This is a genomic window from Burkholderia sp. IMCC1007 (assembly GCF_027257875.1).
Classification (GTDB): Bacteria; Pseudomonadota; Gammaproteobacteria; order Burkholderiales; family Burkholderiaceae; genus Burkholderia.
Map to the genome: position 1 here is coordinate 1 of NZ_JAPVQY010000099.1, position 15,319 is coordinate 15,319.

General features: G+C 68.8%; 15 protein-coding genes and 1 pseudogene. 3 read left to right on the forward strand and 13 right to left on the reverse strand.

The window, feature by feature from the left end:
- Nucleotides 1-16: 16 nt before the first annotated feature.
- The 4 genes from O1Q03_RS38680 to O1Q03_RS38695 form a co-directional block, all read right to left on the reverse strand.
- Nucleotides 17-463 (reverse strand): ExbD/TolR family protein, encoded by a 447-nt coding sequence (locus O1Q03_RS38680; protein WP_269511126.1) that lies wholly within the window; start codon nucleotides 461-463, stop codon nucleotides 17-19.
- Between the two features lie 24 nt (nucleotides 464-487).
- Entirely contained in the window at nucleotides 488-1,156 is a 669-nt protein-coding gene (locus tag O1Q03_RS38685; RefSeq protein ID WP_269511128.1) for a MotA/TolQ/ExbB proton channel family protein, read from the reverse strand.
- 19 nt (nucleotides 1,157-1,175) lie between these two features.
- A complete protein-coding gene (gene dapB, locus O1Q03_RS38690) occupies nucleotides 1,176-1,973 on the reverse strand; it encodes a 4-hydroxy-tetrahydrodipicolinate reductase (protein ID WP_269511130.1) in 798 nt (265 codons plus the stop codon).
- 65 nt (nucleotides 1,974-2,038) lie between these two features.
- Entirely contained in the window at nucleotides 2,039-2,833 is a 795-nt protein-coding gene (locus O1Q03_RS38695) for an outer membrane protein assembly factor BamE (protein ID WP_269511133.1), read from the reverse strand.
- Nucleotides 2,834-2,975: 142 nt separating this feature from the next.
- On the opposite strand from O1Q03_RS38695, the gene fur reads away from it, so the two are divergent.
- Nucleotides 2,976-3,404: a ferric iron uptake transcriptional regulator gene (fur, locus tag O1Q03_RS38700; RefSeq protein ID WP_269511135.1), complete on the forward strand. Its 429-nt coding sequence runs from the start codon at nucleotides 2,976-2,978 to the stop codon at nucleotides 3,402-3,404.
- A gap of 212 nt (nucleotides 3,405-3,616) precedes the next feature.
- Here the strand turns inward: fur and O1Q03_RS38705 are convergent, their stop codons facing one another.
- The 3 genes from O1Q03_RS38705 to O1Q03_RS38715 form a co-directional block, all read right to left on the reverse strand.
- Nucleotides 3,617-4,141, reverse strand: a complete 525-nt coding sequence (locus O1Q03_RS38705; protein ID WP_044844245.1) for an ureidoglycolate lyase — start codon at nucleotides 4,139-4,141, stop codon at nucleotides 3,617-3,619.
- A 14-nt stretch (nucleotides 4,142-4,155) separates the two neighbouring features.
- A complete protein-coding gene (gene alc / locus O1Q03_RS38710; protein WP_269511138.1) occupies nucleotides 4,156-5,163 on the reverse strand; it encodes an allantoicase in 1,008 nt (335 codons plus the stop codon).
- A gap of 105 nt (nucleotides 5,164-5,268) precedes the next feature.
- Entirely contained in the window at nucleotides 5,269-6,588 is a 1,320-nt protein-coding gene (locus O1Q03_RS38715; RefSeq protein WP_269511141.1) for a C4-dicarboxylate transporter DctA, read from the reverse strand.
- Between the two features lie 211 nt (nucleotides 6,589-6,799).
- On the opposite strand from O1Q03_RS38715, the gene O1Q03_RS38720 reads away from it, so the two are divergent.
- A complete protein-coding gene (locus O1Q03_RS38720) occupies nucleotides 6,800-7,522 on the forward strand; it encodes a FadR/GntR family transcriptional regulator (RefSeq protein WP_269511144.1) in 723 nt (240 codons plus the stop codon).
- 43 nt (nucleotides 7,523-7,565) lie between these two features.
- Here O1Q03_RS38720 and O1Q03_RS38725 read toward each other — a convergent pair.
- The 5 genes and pseudogenes from O1Q03_RS38725 to O1Q03_RS38745 form a co-directional block, all read right to left on the reverse strand.
- Nucleotides 7,566-7,811: pseudogene (locus tag O1Q03_RS38725) on the reverse strand (LysR family transcriptional regulator); the annotation flags it as partial.
- Nucleotides 7,812-7,939: 128 nt separating this feature from the next.
- A complete protein-coding gene (locus O1Q03_RS38730; protein WP_269511147.1) occupies nucleotides 7,940-8,998 on the reverse strand; it encodes an L-idonate 5-dehydrogenase in 1,059 nt (352 codons plus the stop codon).
- Nucleotides 8,999-9,009: 11 nt separating this feature from the next.
- Nucleotides 9,010-9,966 (reverse strand): 2-hydroxyacid dehydrogenase, encoded by a 957-nt coding sequence (locus O1Q03_RS38735; protein ID WP_269511150.1) that lies wholly within the window; start codon nucleotides 9,964-9,966, stop codon nucleotides 9,010-9,012.
- A 70-nt stretch (nucleotides 9,967-10,036) separates the two neighbouring features.
- Nucleotides 10,037-11,485 (reverse strand): MFS transporter, encoded by a 1,449-nt coding sequence (locus O1Q03_RS38740; protein ID WP_269511153.1) that lies wholly within the window; start codon nucleotides 11,483-11,485, stop codon nucleotides 10,037-10,039.
- Between the two features lie 149 nt (nucleotides 11,486-11,634).
- Entirely contained in the window at nucleotides 11,635-12,408 is a 774-nt protein-coding gene (locus O1Q03_RS38745) for an SDR family NAD(P)-dependent oxidoreductase (RefSeq protein ID WP_269511156.1), read from the reverse strand.
- Between the two features lie 151 nt (nucleotides 12,409-12,559).
- Between O1Q03_RS38745 and O1Q03_RS38750 the strand changes: the two genes are divergently transcribed.
- The gene (locus O1Q03_RS38750) at nucleotides 12,560-13,450 is read left to right on the forward strand and encodes a LysR family transcriptional regulator (RefSeq protein WP_269511159.1); all 891 of its coding nucleotides are present in this window, start codon (nucleotides 12,560-12,562) and stop codon (nucleotides 13,448-13,450) included.
- A 95-nt stretch (nucleotides 13,451-13,545) separates the two neighbouring features.
- On the opposite strand, the gene ltrA is transcribed toward O1Q03_RS38750, so the two are convergent.
- The gene (gene ltrA / locus O1Q03_RS38755) at nucleotides 13,546-14,913 is read right to left on the reverse strand and encodes a group II intron reverse transcriptase/maturase (protein ID WP_269504403.1); all 1,368 of its coding nucleotides are present in this window, start codon (nucleotides 14,911-14,913) and stop codon (nucleotides 13,546-13,548) included.
- Between the last annotated feature and the right edge of the window lie 406 nt (nucleotides 14,914-15,319).

Sequence of the window (15,319 nt, forward strand, 5' to 3'; positions counted from 1 at the left end):
GCGGTTCGCCGGCGCGTCAGCGTTGCGCGGCCGGCGCGGCGGCGCCCGCCGGCGGCATGTCGGTGACGAAGCCGATCCGCGTGAGCCCTGCGGCCTGCGCGTCGCCCATCACCTGCGCGATCACGTCGTAGCGGGTCGCGCGCGACGCGCGCAGCCGCAGCTCGGGCGGCGTGGCGCCCGCGGCGGCGGCCTTGAACCGCGCGGGCAGCGCGTCGAGCGCCACGGGCGCATCGTCCCAGTACAGCTTGCCCGCGTCGTCGATCGACAGCGTGACGGATTGCGGCGTGTCGCGCGCGACGCTCGCCGCGACCTTCGGCAGGTCGAGCCGGATCGCGTGCGTCATCAGCGGCGCGGTGATGATGAAGATGACGAGCAGCACGAGCATCACGTCGATCAGCGGCGTCATGTTGATCTCCGCCATCGGCGCGGACGTCTTGTGGTGCTCGAGCCCGCCGAATGCCATGGTCGTTCCTCCGGAGCCGGCGCGTCAGGCGCCCTGCGCGCACACGAATACGTGCAGGTCGCGTGCGAAGCCGTCGAGTTCCTCGGCGAGTTGCCGGACGAGCCGGCCGAGGATGTTGTACGCGAGCACCGCGGGAATCGCGACGACCAGCCCGAACGCGGTCATGATCAGCGCCTCGCCGACCGGCCCCGCGACGTTCTCGATCTGCGCCTGCCCGCTCGCGGCGATGCTGCCGAGCGCGTGATAGATGCCCCACACCGTGCCGAGCAGCCCGACGAACGGCGCGGTGCTGCCGATCGACGCGAGCAGCACCTGGCCGAATTCGAGGCGCCGCTGCGAGCGCAGCATCGCATGACGCAGCGCGCGCAGCACGCGTTCGCTGCGCTCGACGCGGGCGGCCAGCGCGGCCGGATCGTGCTCGTCGGCCGCGTCGCGCGCGGCTTCGGCGAGCGGCACGAACACGCGTTCGCGATCGGTGCCGACGAGCGCGGCGATGCCCGCGTCAAGCGACGGCGCGCGCCAGAACGCGGCGAGCGCGCGCGGCCCCTGCCGCTTCGCGCGGACCAGGAGCCAGGCTTTCATGAGGAGGAAGCACCAGCTGGCGACGGACATCGCCAGCAGCACGTACGCGACGCCGTGCGTGATCGCATCGCCGCTTTCGAGGTAGTGGACAACGCCGGTGGGAATGGCCATCGGAGTTTCCCCGTGGGGCTCAGCGCAGGCCGAGCACGTCCTGCATGTCGAACAGGCCGGCGCCGCGCGCCGACAGGAAGCGGACCGCGCGCAACGCGCCCTGCGCGTACGACACGCGGCTCGACGACTTGTGCGTGATCTCGATGCGCTCGCCGATCCCGGCGAACAGCACGGTGTGGTCGCCGACGATGTCGCCGCCGCGCACCGCCGCGAAGCCGATCGTCGACGGATCGCGTTCGCCCGTCACGCCGTGGCGGCCGTACACCGCGCAGTCGTCGAGCGAGCGCCCGAGCGCACCGGCGACGGCCTCGCCCATCATCAGCGCGGTGCCCGACGGCGCATCGACCTTGTGGCGGTGATGCGCTTCGATGATCTCGATGTCGTAGCCGTGCGAGAAATGCTTCGCCGCGAATTCGAGCAGCTTCAGCGTGACGTTCACGCCGACGCTCATGTTCGCCGCGAACACGATGCCGATCTTGCCTGCCGCCGCCTGCAACGCCGCCTTCTGCTCGGCGGTGAAGCCGGTCGTGCCGATCACGAGCTTCACGTCGTGGCGCAGCGCGGCGTCGACGTGCGCCATCGTGCCCTCCGGACGCGTGAAATCGATCAGGTAGTCGGCCTGCGCGAACACGGCGTCGAGGTCGTCGGTCAGCTTGATCCCGGTTTCCTTGCCGAGGAACGCGCCCGCGTCCTGGCCGAGGAACGGCGAATCGGCGCGGTCGAGCGCGCCGACGAGCTGCGCGTCGGCATCGTTGAGAACGGCTTCGATCAGCATCCGGCCCATACGGCCCGATGCACCGGCAATCGCAATCTTCATGGCTTTCTACACGACAGGTCTAGAGGCGGGCGGCGCATGCCGCCCCGTTTCCGCACGCCGGCCCCTTACTGCGCCGGCGCGGTGAGCGGCTGGTTCTGCAGCGTGTCCGAGCCCTGCGGGCCGACGGGCTGCGCGGTCTCGTTCGACACGTTCGGCGGCGGCGGACGATGGAACTGGAACTGCGGCTGGATCGCCGGCGCGGCGCCCGGCGGCTGGCCGCCCGGCACCGGCGCACCGCTCGAAGCCTGCGCGGACGGCGTGAAGCGGCGCGCGGCCGTGCCCTGCCCCGATACCTGGTTGGTCGCGCGGTTCGCCGCGCGTGCGGCCTGCGCGTTCGCGTCCTGGTCGAGCACCGCACCGGATGCCGGCTCGGCGGCCGGGCTCGCGGCCGCGGTGGCCTGCGCGGCGCTCGCGGCAGCGGCTTCGGACGCCTTCTTCGCCGCGGCTGCGGCCTTCGCCTTCTTGCCGCCGCGATCGCCGTCGATATCGGCCAGCAGGTCGAGCTCGGAAGGCAGGTTCTCGGCACCCGACCAGCTCGCGAGCCGGTCGCCCGAGAACGTCAGCACGAGGTCGCGCTGCTGGACGACCGCCGTCGAGCCGCGCTTGAAGTAAAAGAGGTAATCCCAGCGGTCGGCATGGAACATGTCGGCCAGCAGCGGCGTGCCGAGCAACGCGCGCACCTGCTCGCGCGACATCCCGGCCTGCAGCTGCGCGGCCTTTTCCTGCGACACGAAGTTGCCTTGCACGACAGTGATCCGATAGGGCGTGATGCTCTGCGCGATGCGCTGCGTCACGCTGTCGTACGACGAACAACCAGCCAGCGCGGCAACGGCGGCGGCAGCGATGATGGCACTCCGCATGCGACTCCTCTGAAAGTGCGAAAGAGATTCCGGGAACATTTCCGTCACCGTGCTGGCCCGCGTCGCGAGCCGCGCGTGTTTCTGGAACGGCGAAAAGCCGGTAACATTGAAGCCCTGCATTGTACTCTAGGGATGCCTAGCCATGACCAATCCGACGGATCTCAAGAATATCGGGCTAAAGGCCACCCTACCGCGCCTCAAGATTCTCGAGATCTTCCAGCAGACCCCCGTGCGTCACCTGACGGCCGAAGACGTCTACCGGAACCTGCTCAACGAACAACTCGACATCGGGCTCGCCACGGTTTACCGCGTGCTGACGCAGTTCGAGCAGGCAGGCCTGCTCACGCGCAGCAACTTCGAATCCGGCAAGGCCGTGTTCGAACTGAACGAAGGTTCGCACCACGATCACCTCGTGTGCCTCGATTGCGGCCGCGTCGAGGAATTCTTCGACGCCGAGATCGAAGGCCGCCAGCAAGCGATCGCAAAGGAACGCGGCTTCCGGCTCCAGGAGCACTCGCTCGCGATGTACGGTTCCTGCACGACCGAGAACTGCCCGCACCGCAAGCACTGATCCGCACCCATCGCGCAAGCGCGACGGCCCGGCCGGCATCTCGCCGTCCGGGCCGCGTTGTTTTCAGCGACAGAACCCATGCGACGAGGCCCGCGTGACACGCGGGCCCGTACGGAAACGTATTCGGTCGTCCGGCTGCACGCGGGTTGCCGCATGGCACCCGCTGCCGGGCGCGCCGATGCTGGCCGCGCCTATGCCGGCCGCGCCGTGCGTCAGGCCGTGCTCGCGCAGGCCGGTTCGAACTCGAGCGCCCACGCGTCGTCGAGCGGGATCTCGTCGCAGTTCGGCTGCGGGCCGCCGCGATCGACGATCACGAAATCACTGACCGCGTCGAGCGCGAGCAGCGGGTGGTGCCACACGCCCTTCGCATAATTGACGCCCTGCCAGCCTTCGGCCAGGAACGCGCGCATCGCGTCGGGCCGGAATTCGCCGGCCGGCGCGACGACGATCGCGTAGCGCGACACGGCCGCCAGCGGGATGAACGCCTGGCTGCCGTGCGGGTGGCGCTCCATCAGCGTGATCGCGACCGGCAGCGCGCGCGGCTGCGCACGAAACACGCTGACGAGCGGCCGGCCGCCGTCCGCGCACACGTCGATCGTCGCAAGATCGTGGAAACGCTCGGTCGTGCCGCCGTTGATCGGGAAATGCCGCGCGCCTTCGAGCGCGATCACGTCGCCGAACGGCGCGAACGCTTCGCGGGTCAGGCGCTCGACGCGCAGGATATGGGGTCCGCTCATGCCTTCGCCCTCCGTCAAGCCGGCTCGCCCCACAGACGCAGCCGCGACACGCCGCCGTCCGGGAAGATGTTGAAGCGCACGTGCGTGACGGGGCCGAGCGCCGCGAGCTGGTCGAACGTGTGCACGTGATCCATCTGCAGCTTCTGCTCGCCGAGCAGTTCGGCCCAGAACATCGCCTGCGTGACGAGCGAATCGTCGGTGCCGCCCGTGACGTGCGCGGCCTGCAGCGAGCAGCGGTCGGGGAAATTGCCCTTGAAGAACGCCGTATCGACCTCGACGCGCCGGATGATGCCCGGGCGCGCCAGCGCGACGATCGCCCAGTCGTTGCCGGGCTCGCGGCGGCGCCGCGTTTCCCAGCCGTCGCCCATGTTCGCGCCGCGCCCCGGCATCAGCATCTGCGAGGCCGGCCCGAAGTGTTGGTTGTTCGCCGCCACCAGGTAGCCGCCGTTCTCGATCGCCGCGAGATCGATGAGCTCGCCGGCCGGCACATGGCGCCAGTCGCGCTGCGGCTGGCCGTACACGCGCAGCCGCGCGAGGCCGCCGTCCGGATACAGGTTCACGCGCAGGTGCGTATAGGGCTGCGCATCGTCGACGCTCACGTAGTGGTGCGAATTGCCCTGCAGCGTCGTCGCGGGGACGATCGTGCGCCATGCGGCGTCGTCCGGCGGCGTGTCGCCGTCCGCCGCGCAGGCCTCGATCGACGCGGCCGGCGGGAAGTTGCCGGTGAAGTGGCTCGTGTCGAGATCGACGCCGTAAATCACGCCCGGCCGCGCGAGCCTCACCACGCAGAAGTCGTGGCCGGTGGTGCGCTTGCGGCGCGTCTCCCATCCGTCCATCCACTTGCCGTGATCGTCGTACTTGCCGGGAATGAACACGGCCGGCTCGGGATTGAGCATGCGCTCCTTCGGCGCGAAGAACTCGTCGCTGGCGAAGAGCGCCTGCGCGCCCAGGCGCGGGTCGGCGAGGTTCATGTAACGCCGCGTGAAGGCCGGCGCGTTCGGATCGAGGATGGGGGCTGCCATGTCGTCTCCACTATTTGGGGTAGGCGCCGGCGCGTCGGTGCGCCGGTCGCATGAGTGCATTTGTGCGGTTCGGCCACGAAGCGCCGCGCCGCGCGAGCGTCGCGCTCAGAGCGCGTGAGCCTGGTCGCCTGCCACCGGTGCGGCGCTGCCCGGCGCGTCGGGCACGTAGCGCAGTTCGCGGTTCAGCACGCGCTTCGCACGGGCCCGGTCGATGTCGTGCTCCCACACCGCGACGACCACCGTCGCGACGCAGTTGCCGATCAGGTTGGTCAGCGCGCGGGCGATGCCGACGAACCAGTCGACCGGCAGGATCAGCACGAGGCCGAGCACTGGAATCGCTGGGATCGCCGACAGCGTCGCGGCGAGGATCACGATCGCCGAGCCGGGAATCCCGTGCGCGCCCTTCGACGTGACGAGCGACACGAGCAGCACGACGATCAGGTCATGCGTGGACAGCGGCGTGTTGGTGGCCTGCGCGATGAACAGCACGGCGAGCGTCAGGTAGATCGAGAAGCCGTCGAGGTTGAACGAATAGCCGGTCGGGATCACGAGGCCGACCGTCGAATCCTTGATGCCCATGTATTCGAGCTTGCTCATCACCTGCGGCAGCACCGCATCCGACGACGCCGTGCCGAGCACGATCGACAGTTCCTCGCGCAGGTAGCGGATCAGCTTGAACACCGAGAAGCCCGCGAGCCGCATCACCGTGCCGAGCACGACCGTGACGAACACGAAGCAGCTCAGGTAGAACACCGCGACGAGATAGCCGAGCTGCTTGAGCGACGCGACGCCGTACTTGCCGGTCGTGAACGCGATCGCGCCGAGCACGCCGAGCGGCGCGAGCTTGATGATGAAGCCAATGATGCGGAAGAACACGTGCGACAGTTCCTCGATCAGCGAGTTGACGCGCTGCGCCTTGTCGCCGAGCAGCGACAGCGCGGAGCCGAACAGCACCGCGAACACGAGGATCTGCAGGATGTCGCCCTTCGCGAACGCGTCGATCGCGGTCTCGGGGATGATCTTCATCAGGTAGCCGGCCGTGTCCTTCAGGCTTTCGGCGTTCTTCGCGTACGTCGACAGCGACGCCGCGTCGAGCGAGCGCAGGTCGATGTTCATCCCGACGCCCGGGCGCGTGAGCCACGCGAGCACGAGCCCGATGCCGAGCGCGAGCGTCGTCATCACCTCGAAGTAGACGACCGCCTTCAGGCCGACCCGGCCGACCTTCTTCAGGTCGCCCGCATTGGCCATCCCGCTGACCACGACGCAGAACACGATCGGGCCGATGACCATCTTGATGAGCTTCAGGAAGCCGTCGCCGAGTGGCCGCAGCGACTCGGCGAAATGCGGGAAGAACGCGCCGAGCGCGACCCCTAGTATCAGTGCGACGACTACTCGGCCAAACAGCGAATTGAGGAATTTCGACACGGCGCTCTCCCGATCCAACGGTTGCAGTTTCGTCTGTTCATACTGGTAAGACCAGTGATGTTATGGTGGATAGTAGGAAGCCGATATAGTCGCGTCAAGGACGAATAAAATAGGGATTTCCCGCCCCTCGGCCGCGGTCGGAACGCGTTGAATCGGGCCGGATCGTGGCTTACCCGTAGGCCGCTCGTGCACCGCCCGCGTGCGGATTACAATGCTGGTCAGACCGGCCATCGCTCACATCATGAAGAACGTTCCACACACCGTGACCGACGCTGCCATCGCGACGATCCGCGACCGGATCGAGGCAGGCGTGTATCCGGTCGGCAGCCTGCTGCCGGCCCAGCGCCAGCTCTCCGAGGAGCTCGAAATCAGCCGCGCGTCGCTGCGCGAGGCGTTGTCGACGCTCGAGGCGCTCGGGATGCTGCGGATCCGCGCCGGCAAGGGCGTCTATGTCGAAAGCGCGCAGGCGACGGCCGCGCATGCGTGGCAATTCGCCGAGCAGTCGTCGCCGCCCGATACCTACCAGATGCGCTATGCGCTCGAGGGGTTTGCCGCGCGCATGGCGGCACACGTCGTCACCGACGACGACATCGCATGGTTCGAGAACAACCTCGCCGACCTGCACGTCGCGCTGACCGAGAGCGCGCTCGACGAGGCGTCGCAGCTCGACTTCGACTTCCACATGCGGATCATCCATGTCGCGGGCAACGCGGCGATCGAATCGGTGCTGCGCAGCAGCGCGGACATCATGAAGGAAAGCCAGCGCATGCCGTTCTACCGGCGCGAGCTGTTGCTGACGACGTGGCACGAGCACCGCGCGATCGTCGATGCATTCATCGCGCGCGACGCGGCTGCCGCGGGCACCGCGATCGAGACGCACATCGCCAACGCCGCGCAGCGCGCGGGCATCTTCTTCCCGACGCCGCGCGTTTGAGCGTTTGAGCGTTTGAGCGTTTGAGCGTTTGAGCGCAGAGCACCAGCGCGCGCTGCCCGGTATCGAGCTCCTGCAGCGCCGCGCGCGCGTGGCGCGCATAGACTTCGCCGAACTCGGTGAGCCGCACCGTGCGGCCCGAGCGGTCGAACAGCTGCACGCCCAGCATGTCCTCGAACTGGCGCACCTGCTGCGACAGCGTCCGCGGCGACACGTGCAGCGCGTCGGCCGCGCGCCTGAAGCTGCGCTGCTCGGCGACGGCCAGGAAAGAGCGGATATGGCGAAGGAGCATGTGCGGCCCAGGCATTGGCTGCGCCACACGCAGTAACCGGCTTTCGCGCCGCCCGAGAAAAAGGCACGCGCCGCGCATCGCGGGCGTGCCTTTTCCCCATGCGCGCGGCGCGCGCCGTCAGCGAGCGGTCATGCCGTCGCATCCGCGAAATCGATCAGCACCTTCATCGCGCGCTGCCGGTCGCCGGCCAGCTCGAACGCATCGTTCGCGTCGCGCATCGGAAACACGCGCGTCACGGCCGGCGCGAGATCGACGCGCCCCGCATTGATCAACTGCACGGCGAGCGCGAACTCCGCGTGGAAGCGGAACGAGCCGCAGATCGACAGCTCCTTCGCGACCACCACGTTCTGCGGCAGGCTGACGTCGCCGCCGAGCCCGAGCTGCACGACGACGCCGCGCGGCCGCATCACGTCGAGGCCGTCGCGCAGCGCGCGCGCATTGCCGGAACACTCGATCATCACGTCGAACGTCCCCTTGTCGGCGCCGTAGCGCGCGACCCAGCCGCTGTCGGTCGCCGCGTTGATCGTCTGATCGGCGCCGAGCGCGCGCGCCACGTCGAGCGGCACATCGACCACGTCGGTCGCGACGATCTCCGCCGCGCCGTGCACGCGCGCCGCCGCGACCGCCAGCACGCCGATCGGCCCGCACCCAGACACCAGCACACGCCGGCCGATCAGCGGCCCCGCGCGCGACACCGCGTGCAGCCCGACCGCGAACGGCTCGGCGAGCGCCGCCAGCGACAGCGGCACGTGATCGGCCACTTTCACGCACTGCGCGGCGTCGCACACGAGCGCGTTGCGAAACGCGCCCTGCACGTGCGGCATGCGCATCGCGCTGCCGTAGAAGCGCATGTCGAGACACTGATTCGGCAACCCTTCGAGACAGTAGCGGCACGCGCCGCAAGGCCGGCTCGGATTGACCGCGACGCGATCACCGACCTTCACCGCCGTCACGTCCGGCGCGACCGCCGCCACCGTGCCGGCCACTTCATGGCCGAGCACCATCGGCTGCTGCAACCGGATCGCGCCGAAGCCGCCGTGTCGGAAATAATGCAGGTCGGAGCCGCAGATGCCGCCCATCGCGACATCGACGCGCACCTGGCCCGGGCCGATCTCGCCGGCGTCCTGCTCTTCGAGCCGCAGATCGTTCGGCCCGTGGATCACCACACACATGCAACGCATCCGCATGACTCCCCTCCTCAGACGACCGGCGTGAGCAGCGGCTCGCCGGCGAAGTGCGCGGCGAGGTTGTCGCGCACGAGCCAGCCCATCGCCCGACGCGTCTCGACGGTGCCGCTCGCGTGATGCGGCTGCAGCAGCACGTTCTGCAGCGCGAGAAAACGCGGGTCGATGTTCGGTTCGTTCCAGAACACGTCGAGCGCCGCGCCGGCGATCGCCCCGCGCTCGAGCGCGTCGAGCAGCGCGGGCTCGTCGACGGTCGTGCCGCGCGACACGTTCACCAGATAGCCGCACGGGCCGAGTGCGTCGAGCACGGCCGCGTCGACGAGATGGCGCGTCGACGCGCCGCCCGCGAGCGTGACGATCAGCACGTCGCACCAGCCGGCCAGCTCGGTCAGTTGCCCGAAGAAACGATGCAGGCTGCCCGCGCGCGGCGCGACGTCGAAATAGCCGAGGTCGACGTCGAAGCCGGACAGCCGGCGCGCGAGCGTCGTGCCGATCCGGCCGAAGCCGACGATGCCGACGCGCTTGCCGTACAGGCGCGTGACGAGCGGCATGTCGCCGTCGCGCCACGCGCCGGCGCGCACGTGCGCGTCACCGGCGCCGATCCGGCGCAGCAGCGCGAGCGTCAGCCCGACGCCGAGATCGGCGACGTCGCCGGTCAGCACGTCCGGTGTATTGGTCACGCGGATGCCGCGCTCGCGTGCCGCCGCGAGATCGATCGCGTCGGTGCCCACGCCGTAGCACGAGATGATCTCGAGCTGCGGCAGTGCGGCGATCAGCGCCGCATCGGCGCCGAGGTCGCCGCGCGTCGCGATCGCGCGCACGCCGGCGCCGTGTTCGGCGACAAACGTCGCGCGGTCGGCTGCCTCCCACAGCCGGTGGACGTGGTAGCCGGTGGACAGCCATGCGTCGTCCCACGGCTGATAGGGGCCCGTCATCAGCAGCTCGGGCCGCCGGGTCGAATCGCGCGCCATCTGCGCTTGCTCCTGTCGAAATGAGGTGAAATCGGAATGCGTGCCGGGCCGCGTCCGCCGCCCGGCGCGCTCATGCATGCCGCGCGAGCGGCTCGGCGGCCGCGGCCGGCTGCGCCTGCGCTGCGTCGAGCGGATCGTCGAGATCGCGATTCAGCGTCTCCGGCATCCGCGCGGTGGTGTACAGCGTGACCAGCGTGAGCAGCACCAGGTACGCGGCGATCGGCACCCACGCATGCACGCCGGCCGCGCGATCGCCGCCGTGCAGCGCGATCACGGTCGCGATCAGCGTCGCGCCGATCAGCGGCGCGATGCCGCCGGCGAGCACGGCCGACACTTCGCGCGCAAACGACACGCCCATGTAGCGATGCCGCGCGCCGAACAATTCCGGCAGCAACGCGGCCTGCGCGCCGAGCATCCCCCAGTTCGCGAAGCCTTGCGCGACGGAGATCGCGATCACGCTCGCCACCACGTTCCCCTGGCTGAAGATCCACCACACCGGGAATGCGAGCGCGAGCTGCAGCCATGCGAACGTGCGGTACACGCGCACGCGGCCGAAGCGGTCGCTCAGTCGCCCCGCGATCGGTACCGTGCATGCGCCGACGGTGGCCGCACATACCAGCGCGAGCGCGCCGATCGGCCCCTTCATCCCGATCACGCCGGCGAGATAGCTGACCGCGAGCGCCTGGTAGATCGACGAGCCCCCGTTCTCGGCCATCCGCAGCCCGATGCCGATCAAGAGCGTGCGCTTCGAATGCCGGACGGCGCTCTTCAGCGGATTCGCGCACACCTGCGCGCGCTTTTCGAGCCGGACGAAGGTCGGCGATTCGTGCAGCCGCGCCCGCATGTAGACCCCGACCGCGACGATCACCGCGCTGAACAGGAACGGCACGCGCCAGCCCCAGCCGTCCGTGACGTGCTCGAGGTTCGCGAGCAACAGGAAATAGACGGCCGCCGCGAGCACCGTGCCGAGCTGGATCCCGAGAAACGGCAGCGACGCGTAGAAGCCGCGCTTGCCCGGCGGTGCGTATTCGGTCATCAGCACCGCCGCGCCGGCCTGCTCCGCGCCGGCGCCGAGGCCCTGCAGGATGCGCAGCAGCACAAGCAGCGCGGGCGCCCAGTAGCCGGCGCTCGCATAGGTCGGCAGTACGCCGATCAGCGTGCTGGCGATGCCCATCAGCAGCACCGTCGCGGTCAGCACGAACTTGCGGCCGATCCGGTCGCCGAGCACGCCGAACACGACGCCGCCGAGCGGGCGCACCGCGAAGCCGACGAAATACGTGCCGAAGCTCGCGATCAGCCGCGTCTCGACGGTTTGCGACGGAAAGAACAGTGGTCCGAAGACCAGCGCCGACGCGAGCGTGTACAGCGCGAAATCGTAGTATTCGAGCGCGCTGCCGAGCGAGCAGGTCCATGCCGCACGGTTGAGCTGCTTCCGGTCGACACCGTGTCGCTCGGCGCTGTCGGCCGGTGCGGCGGCCATTGCATCGCGCCGCGCAAGCGGCGGGGAATTGCGGTCCATCGTTGTCTCCTGTCTGCTGCCTTCCGTTCCGGAACCCGGCGCAGGATGCGCCGGACATCGGCCCGCTCGTGCGGCGGGCTCTACTGGGAATTCGGATGCCGGCCCGAACCGGCTCGACGAGGCTGCGCACACGGCGCAAGCACCGCCGCTCAGACGGCGCTGGTCAGGCCGCCGTCGACGAACAGCGTCTGGCCGTTCACGAAATCGGACGCCGCCGACGCGAGGAAAATCGCCGCGCCGCACAGCTCGTCGACTTTGCCCCAGCGGCCGGCCGGCGTGCGCTTGCACAGCCAGTCCGAGAACGCCGCGTCGTCGACCAGCGCGCGATTCAGTTCGGTTTCGAAATACCCGGGCGCGAGCCCGTTCGCCTGGATGCCGTGGCGCGCCCAGTCGGCGCACATCCCTTTCGTCAGCATCCGCACCGCGCCCTTCGTCGCCGCATACGGCGCGATCGTCGGCCGCGCGAGCTCGCTCTGCACCGAACAGAGGTTGATGATCTTGCCGCGGCCGCGCGCGATCATGTGGCGCGCCACCGCCTGCGACGTATTGAACACGCCGTCGAGATTCACGCGCATCAGCGCGTGCCAGTCGTCCGGCTCGAATGCGTCGAGCGGCGCGCGGCGCTGGATGCCCGCGTTGTTCACGAGGATGTCGATCGCGCCGACGCGCGCCTCGAAATCGTCGATCGCCGCGCGCACCTGCGCGTGCTCGGCAACGTCGAACACCGCGTGATCGGCGGCGAAGCCTTCCTCGCGGAAGTGGCGCGCGAGCGCCGCGGCCTTCTGCTCATTGCGATCGTTGATTACGATCGCCGCGCCGGCTTCGGCGAGCCCGCGAGCGAGCGTCAGTCCGATCCCGCGTCCGGAACCGGTGATCAGTGCGCGGCGGCCGTCAAGGCGGAACCGGTCAAGCGCGTGGGTCATGCAGGTCTCCTCATACCGGACGAGCCGACCGCCCATCGCGGCCGGTCTCGCGTTGAGACTATCTTCGGCGCTCGGCCGGGGATCGCGCCAATGGTCTTTTTTGATCCGGTTATCATGAAATCCGATCACCGTCCCCAGCCGGCCGCCGACCATGGAACTCAAGCAATTGCGCGCCTTCGTCACGCTCGCGGAAGAGCTGCATTTCGGGCGCGCCGCGCAGCGCCTGTTCATCGTCCAGTCCGCGCTGAGCATGCAGATCAAGGCGCTCGAGGACGAACTGGGCGCGCGCCTGTTCGAGCGCGACCGCCACAAGGTCGAACTCAGCGACACCGGGCGCGTGTTCCTGCCCGAAGCGCGGGCGACGCTGCAGCAGGCGGCGCGCGCGGAGCAGATGGCGCGGCTGTCGAGCCGCGGCGAGATCGGCACGCTGCGCATCGCGTTCGTGTCGTCGGTGCTGCCCGCGCTGCTGCCGGACGTGCTGCGCACGATGCGCGAGCGCTACCCGCTGATCACGCTCGAACTGAAGGACATGCCGACACCCGACCAGATCGCGGCGCTGCGCGACCGGCGCATGGACTTCGGGATGATCCGGCTGCCGGCCGCGTATGCGGGCATCGACACGCGCGTGGTGCTGGAGGAAGGCTTCGTGGTCGCGCTGCCGCTCGACCATCCGCTCGCCGCGCATGCAGCGATCGCGCCGGCCGCGTTGCGCGGCCAGCCCGCATTCGCGCTCGCGCGCCGTTACGCGCCCGGCTTTCACGACGACATGCTGCTCGCGCTGAGCCGCGCGGGGACGACGCTCGAGATCGCGCAGGAATTCGGCGAATTCACGACGATGCTCGCGCTCGTCGCGGCGGGGATGGGGATCGGGCTGATTCCGGCGGAAGCCGCGAGCGCGCTGCCGCCGAACGTGCTCGCGCGGCCGCTCGACCTCGCGGGCCACCGCACCGGCATCGGCCTCGCGTGGACCGACCTCGACAGCGCGATCAAGCGCGCGTTCGTCGATGCCGTCGAGCACGTGACGGCCAACGCCGCGCCATGACGCGGGGCGATCGGCATAGGGGACGGCCATGAGGCCGTACCCCTGCCACACCACCCGGCATGCGGGTCCGCACCGGGCGGTTCGAGAAGTTGAGGTTATGAGAGACGAGGTACGCCGAGCCGGTCGAAGTATGCGATGGTCAGGGCGCTGTTGAGCAACTGGGCGCTGTTACGCCACCAACGGCGGCTGCTCGCCGCCGTCTGTCGCGCAACGTCGACCGACGCCCCCAACGCACGAAGTTCCCGGTAGATGGTCGGGCCCCGGCGCCAATGTTTAAGCTGGATAGCCCGCAGCCGGTGACGCAACCACTCGTCCAGTGCCAACCACACACCGGGCGTTTGCGCCAACCGGAAGTACGCCCTCCATCCCAACACATAAGCCCGTAGCCGTTCCACCACTTCGGGCATGCCGCGCCCGCCAGAGCGGCGGGTCAGTTCTCGAATGCGGTGTTTGAACGCCAGCAGCGGTTTGGCCGCCACCTTGCGTTTGACCACACCGCCCGCAGCTACCCACAGGCTGTAGCCCAGAAACTTGCGACCAAACACACTCGCCACGGCGCTTTTGGTCTCATTGACCTTCAGGCGCAGCCGACCATACAGGCGTCGCAACAGCGCCATCACCCGCTCGCCCGCACGACGGCTGCGAACATACACATTCGCATCGTCAGCGTAGCGGGCGAAGCAGTGGCCCCGCCGCTCCAGTTCCTTGTCCACCTCATCAAGCAGAACATTAGCCAGCAACGGGGATAACGGTCCGCCCTGCGGCGTGCCCTGATCCCGTTGCTGGACCACCCCGTCAGCCATGATGCCGCTGTTCAGATACGCCCGGATCAGCCCGATCACTCCGGCGTCCCCAATGCGTTTCTGCAAACGGTCGATCAGGATGTCGTGGTTGACCCGGTCGAAGAACTTCTCCAGATCAACGTCAACCACGGTTCGCCGTCCCGACTGCACGTACGATTGCGCGGCAAGCACCGCATCGTGCGCACGCCGTCCGGGCCGGAAGCCGTAGCTGTGCTCGCTGAAGGTAGGGTCCAGAACTGGCTGCAGCACCTGCAGCAGTGCCTGCTGGATCAGCCGGTCCGTCACCGTCGGGATGCCAAGCTCACGCTCGCCTCCGTCCGGTTTCGGGATCGCCACCCGTCGTACCGGACTGGGCCGGTACGTGCCCTTCAGCAATTGTTCACGGATCGCAGGCCACGCCGTCACCAGATGACGCGACGTCTGGTCAATGTCCAGACCGTCCACGCCAGCGGCTCCCTTGTTAGCCCGTACCCGCTTGAACGCCTGCTTCAGATTCTCTCTCGTCAGAGCCGCTTCCAGCAGCGCTGACCCTGTGTCCCCGGATTCATGTCGCGGGCAGCAGGCTTCGTCGCTAGCAGGTACGCGCGCAGCTTCACCGCGCGCTTCCCTCGCTCGCCCCGTTTGCACGGGCATCTGACGCACTGCCTGCCGCATCGACATAACGCTGGACACTCCTTTCCGTTCGGCCCTTCGTCACCAGCTTCCACCTCACCGGCTTATCCTGTGACTACTACGGCCTCTGCTGACTTCCCGCTCCGGCTCGACGCCGTTGCCCTTTCAGGCATGAGGCGGGATCTCCCCAGGTAAGAACGCACTCCTTCACTGCACAGCCGCCGGATCTACGCCGCCGCCCCTTGATCACGAGAGCTTCGCGGCTTTTTGCCCGCTCGCCCTGGACGGCACCGCCTTCTATCCGGTTCTTGTTCATCGGCTCGCAGTTTCGCTCCACGCTTCCTCCCCACACTCGGTCGCCCTCATGCAGTTGCGCTTCGCTTCGCTCGCTGTGATCAACTTGCGGTGGGACTTGCACCCACTAGAGTGCGCCCATGCTGGGCGCACAAAAAAA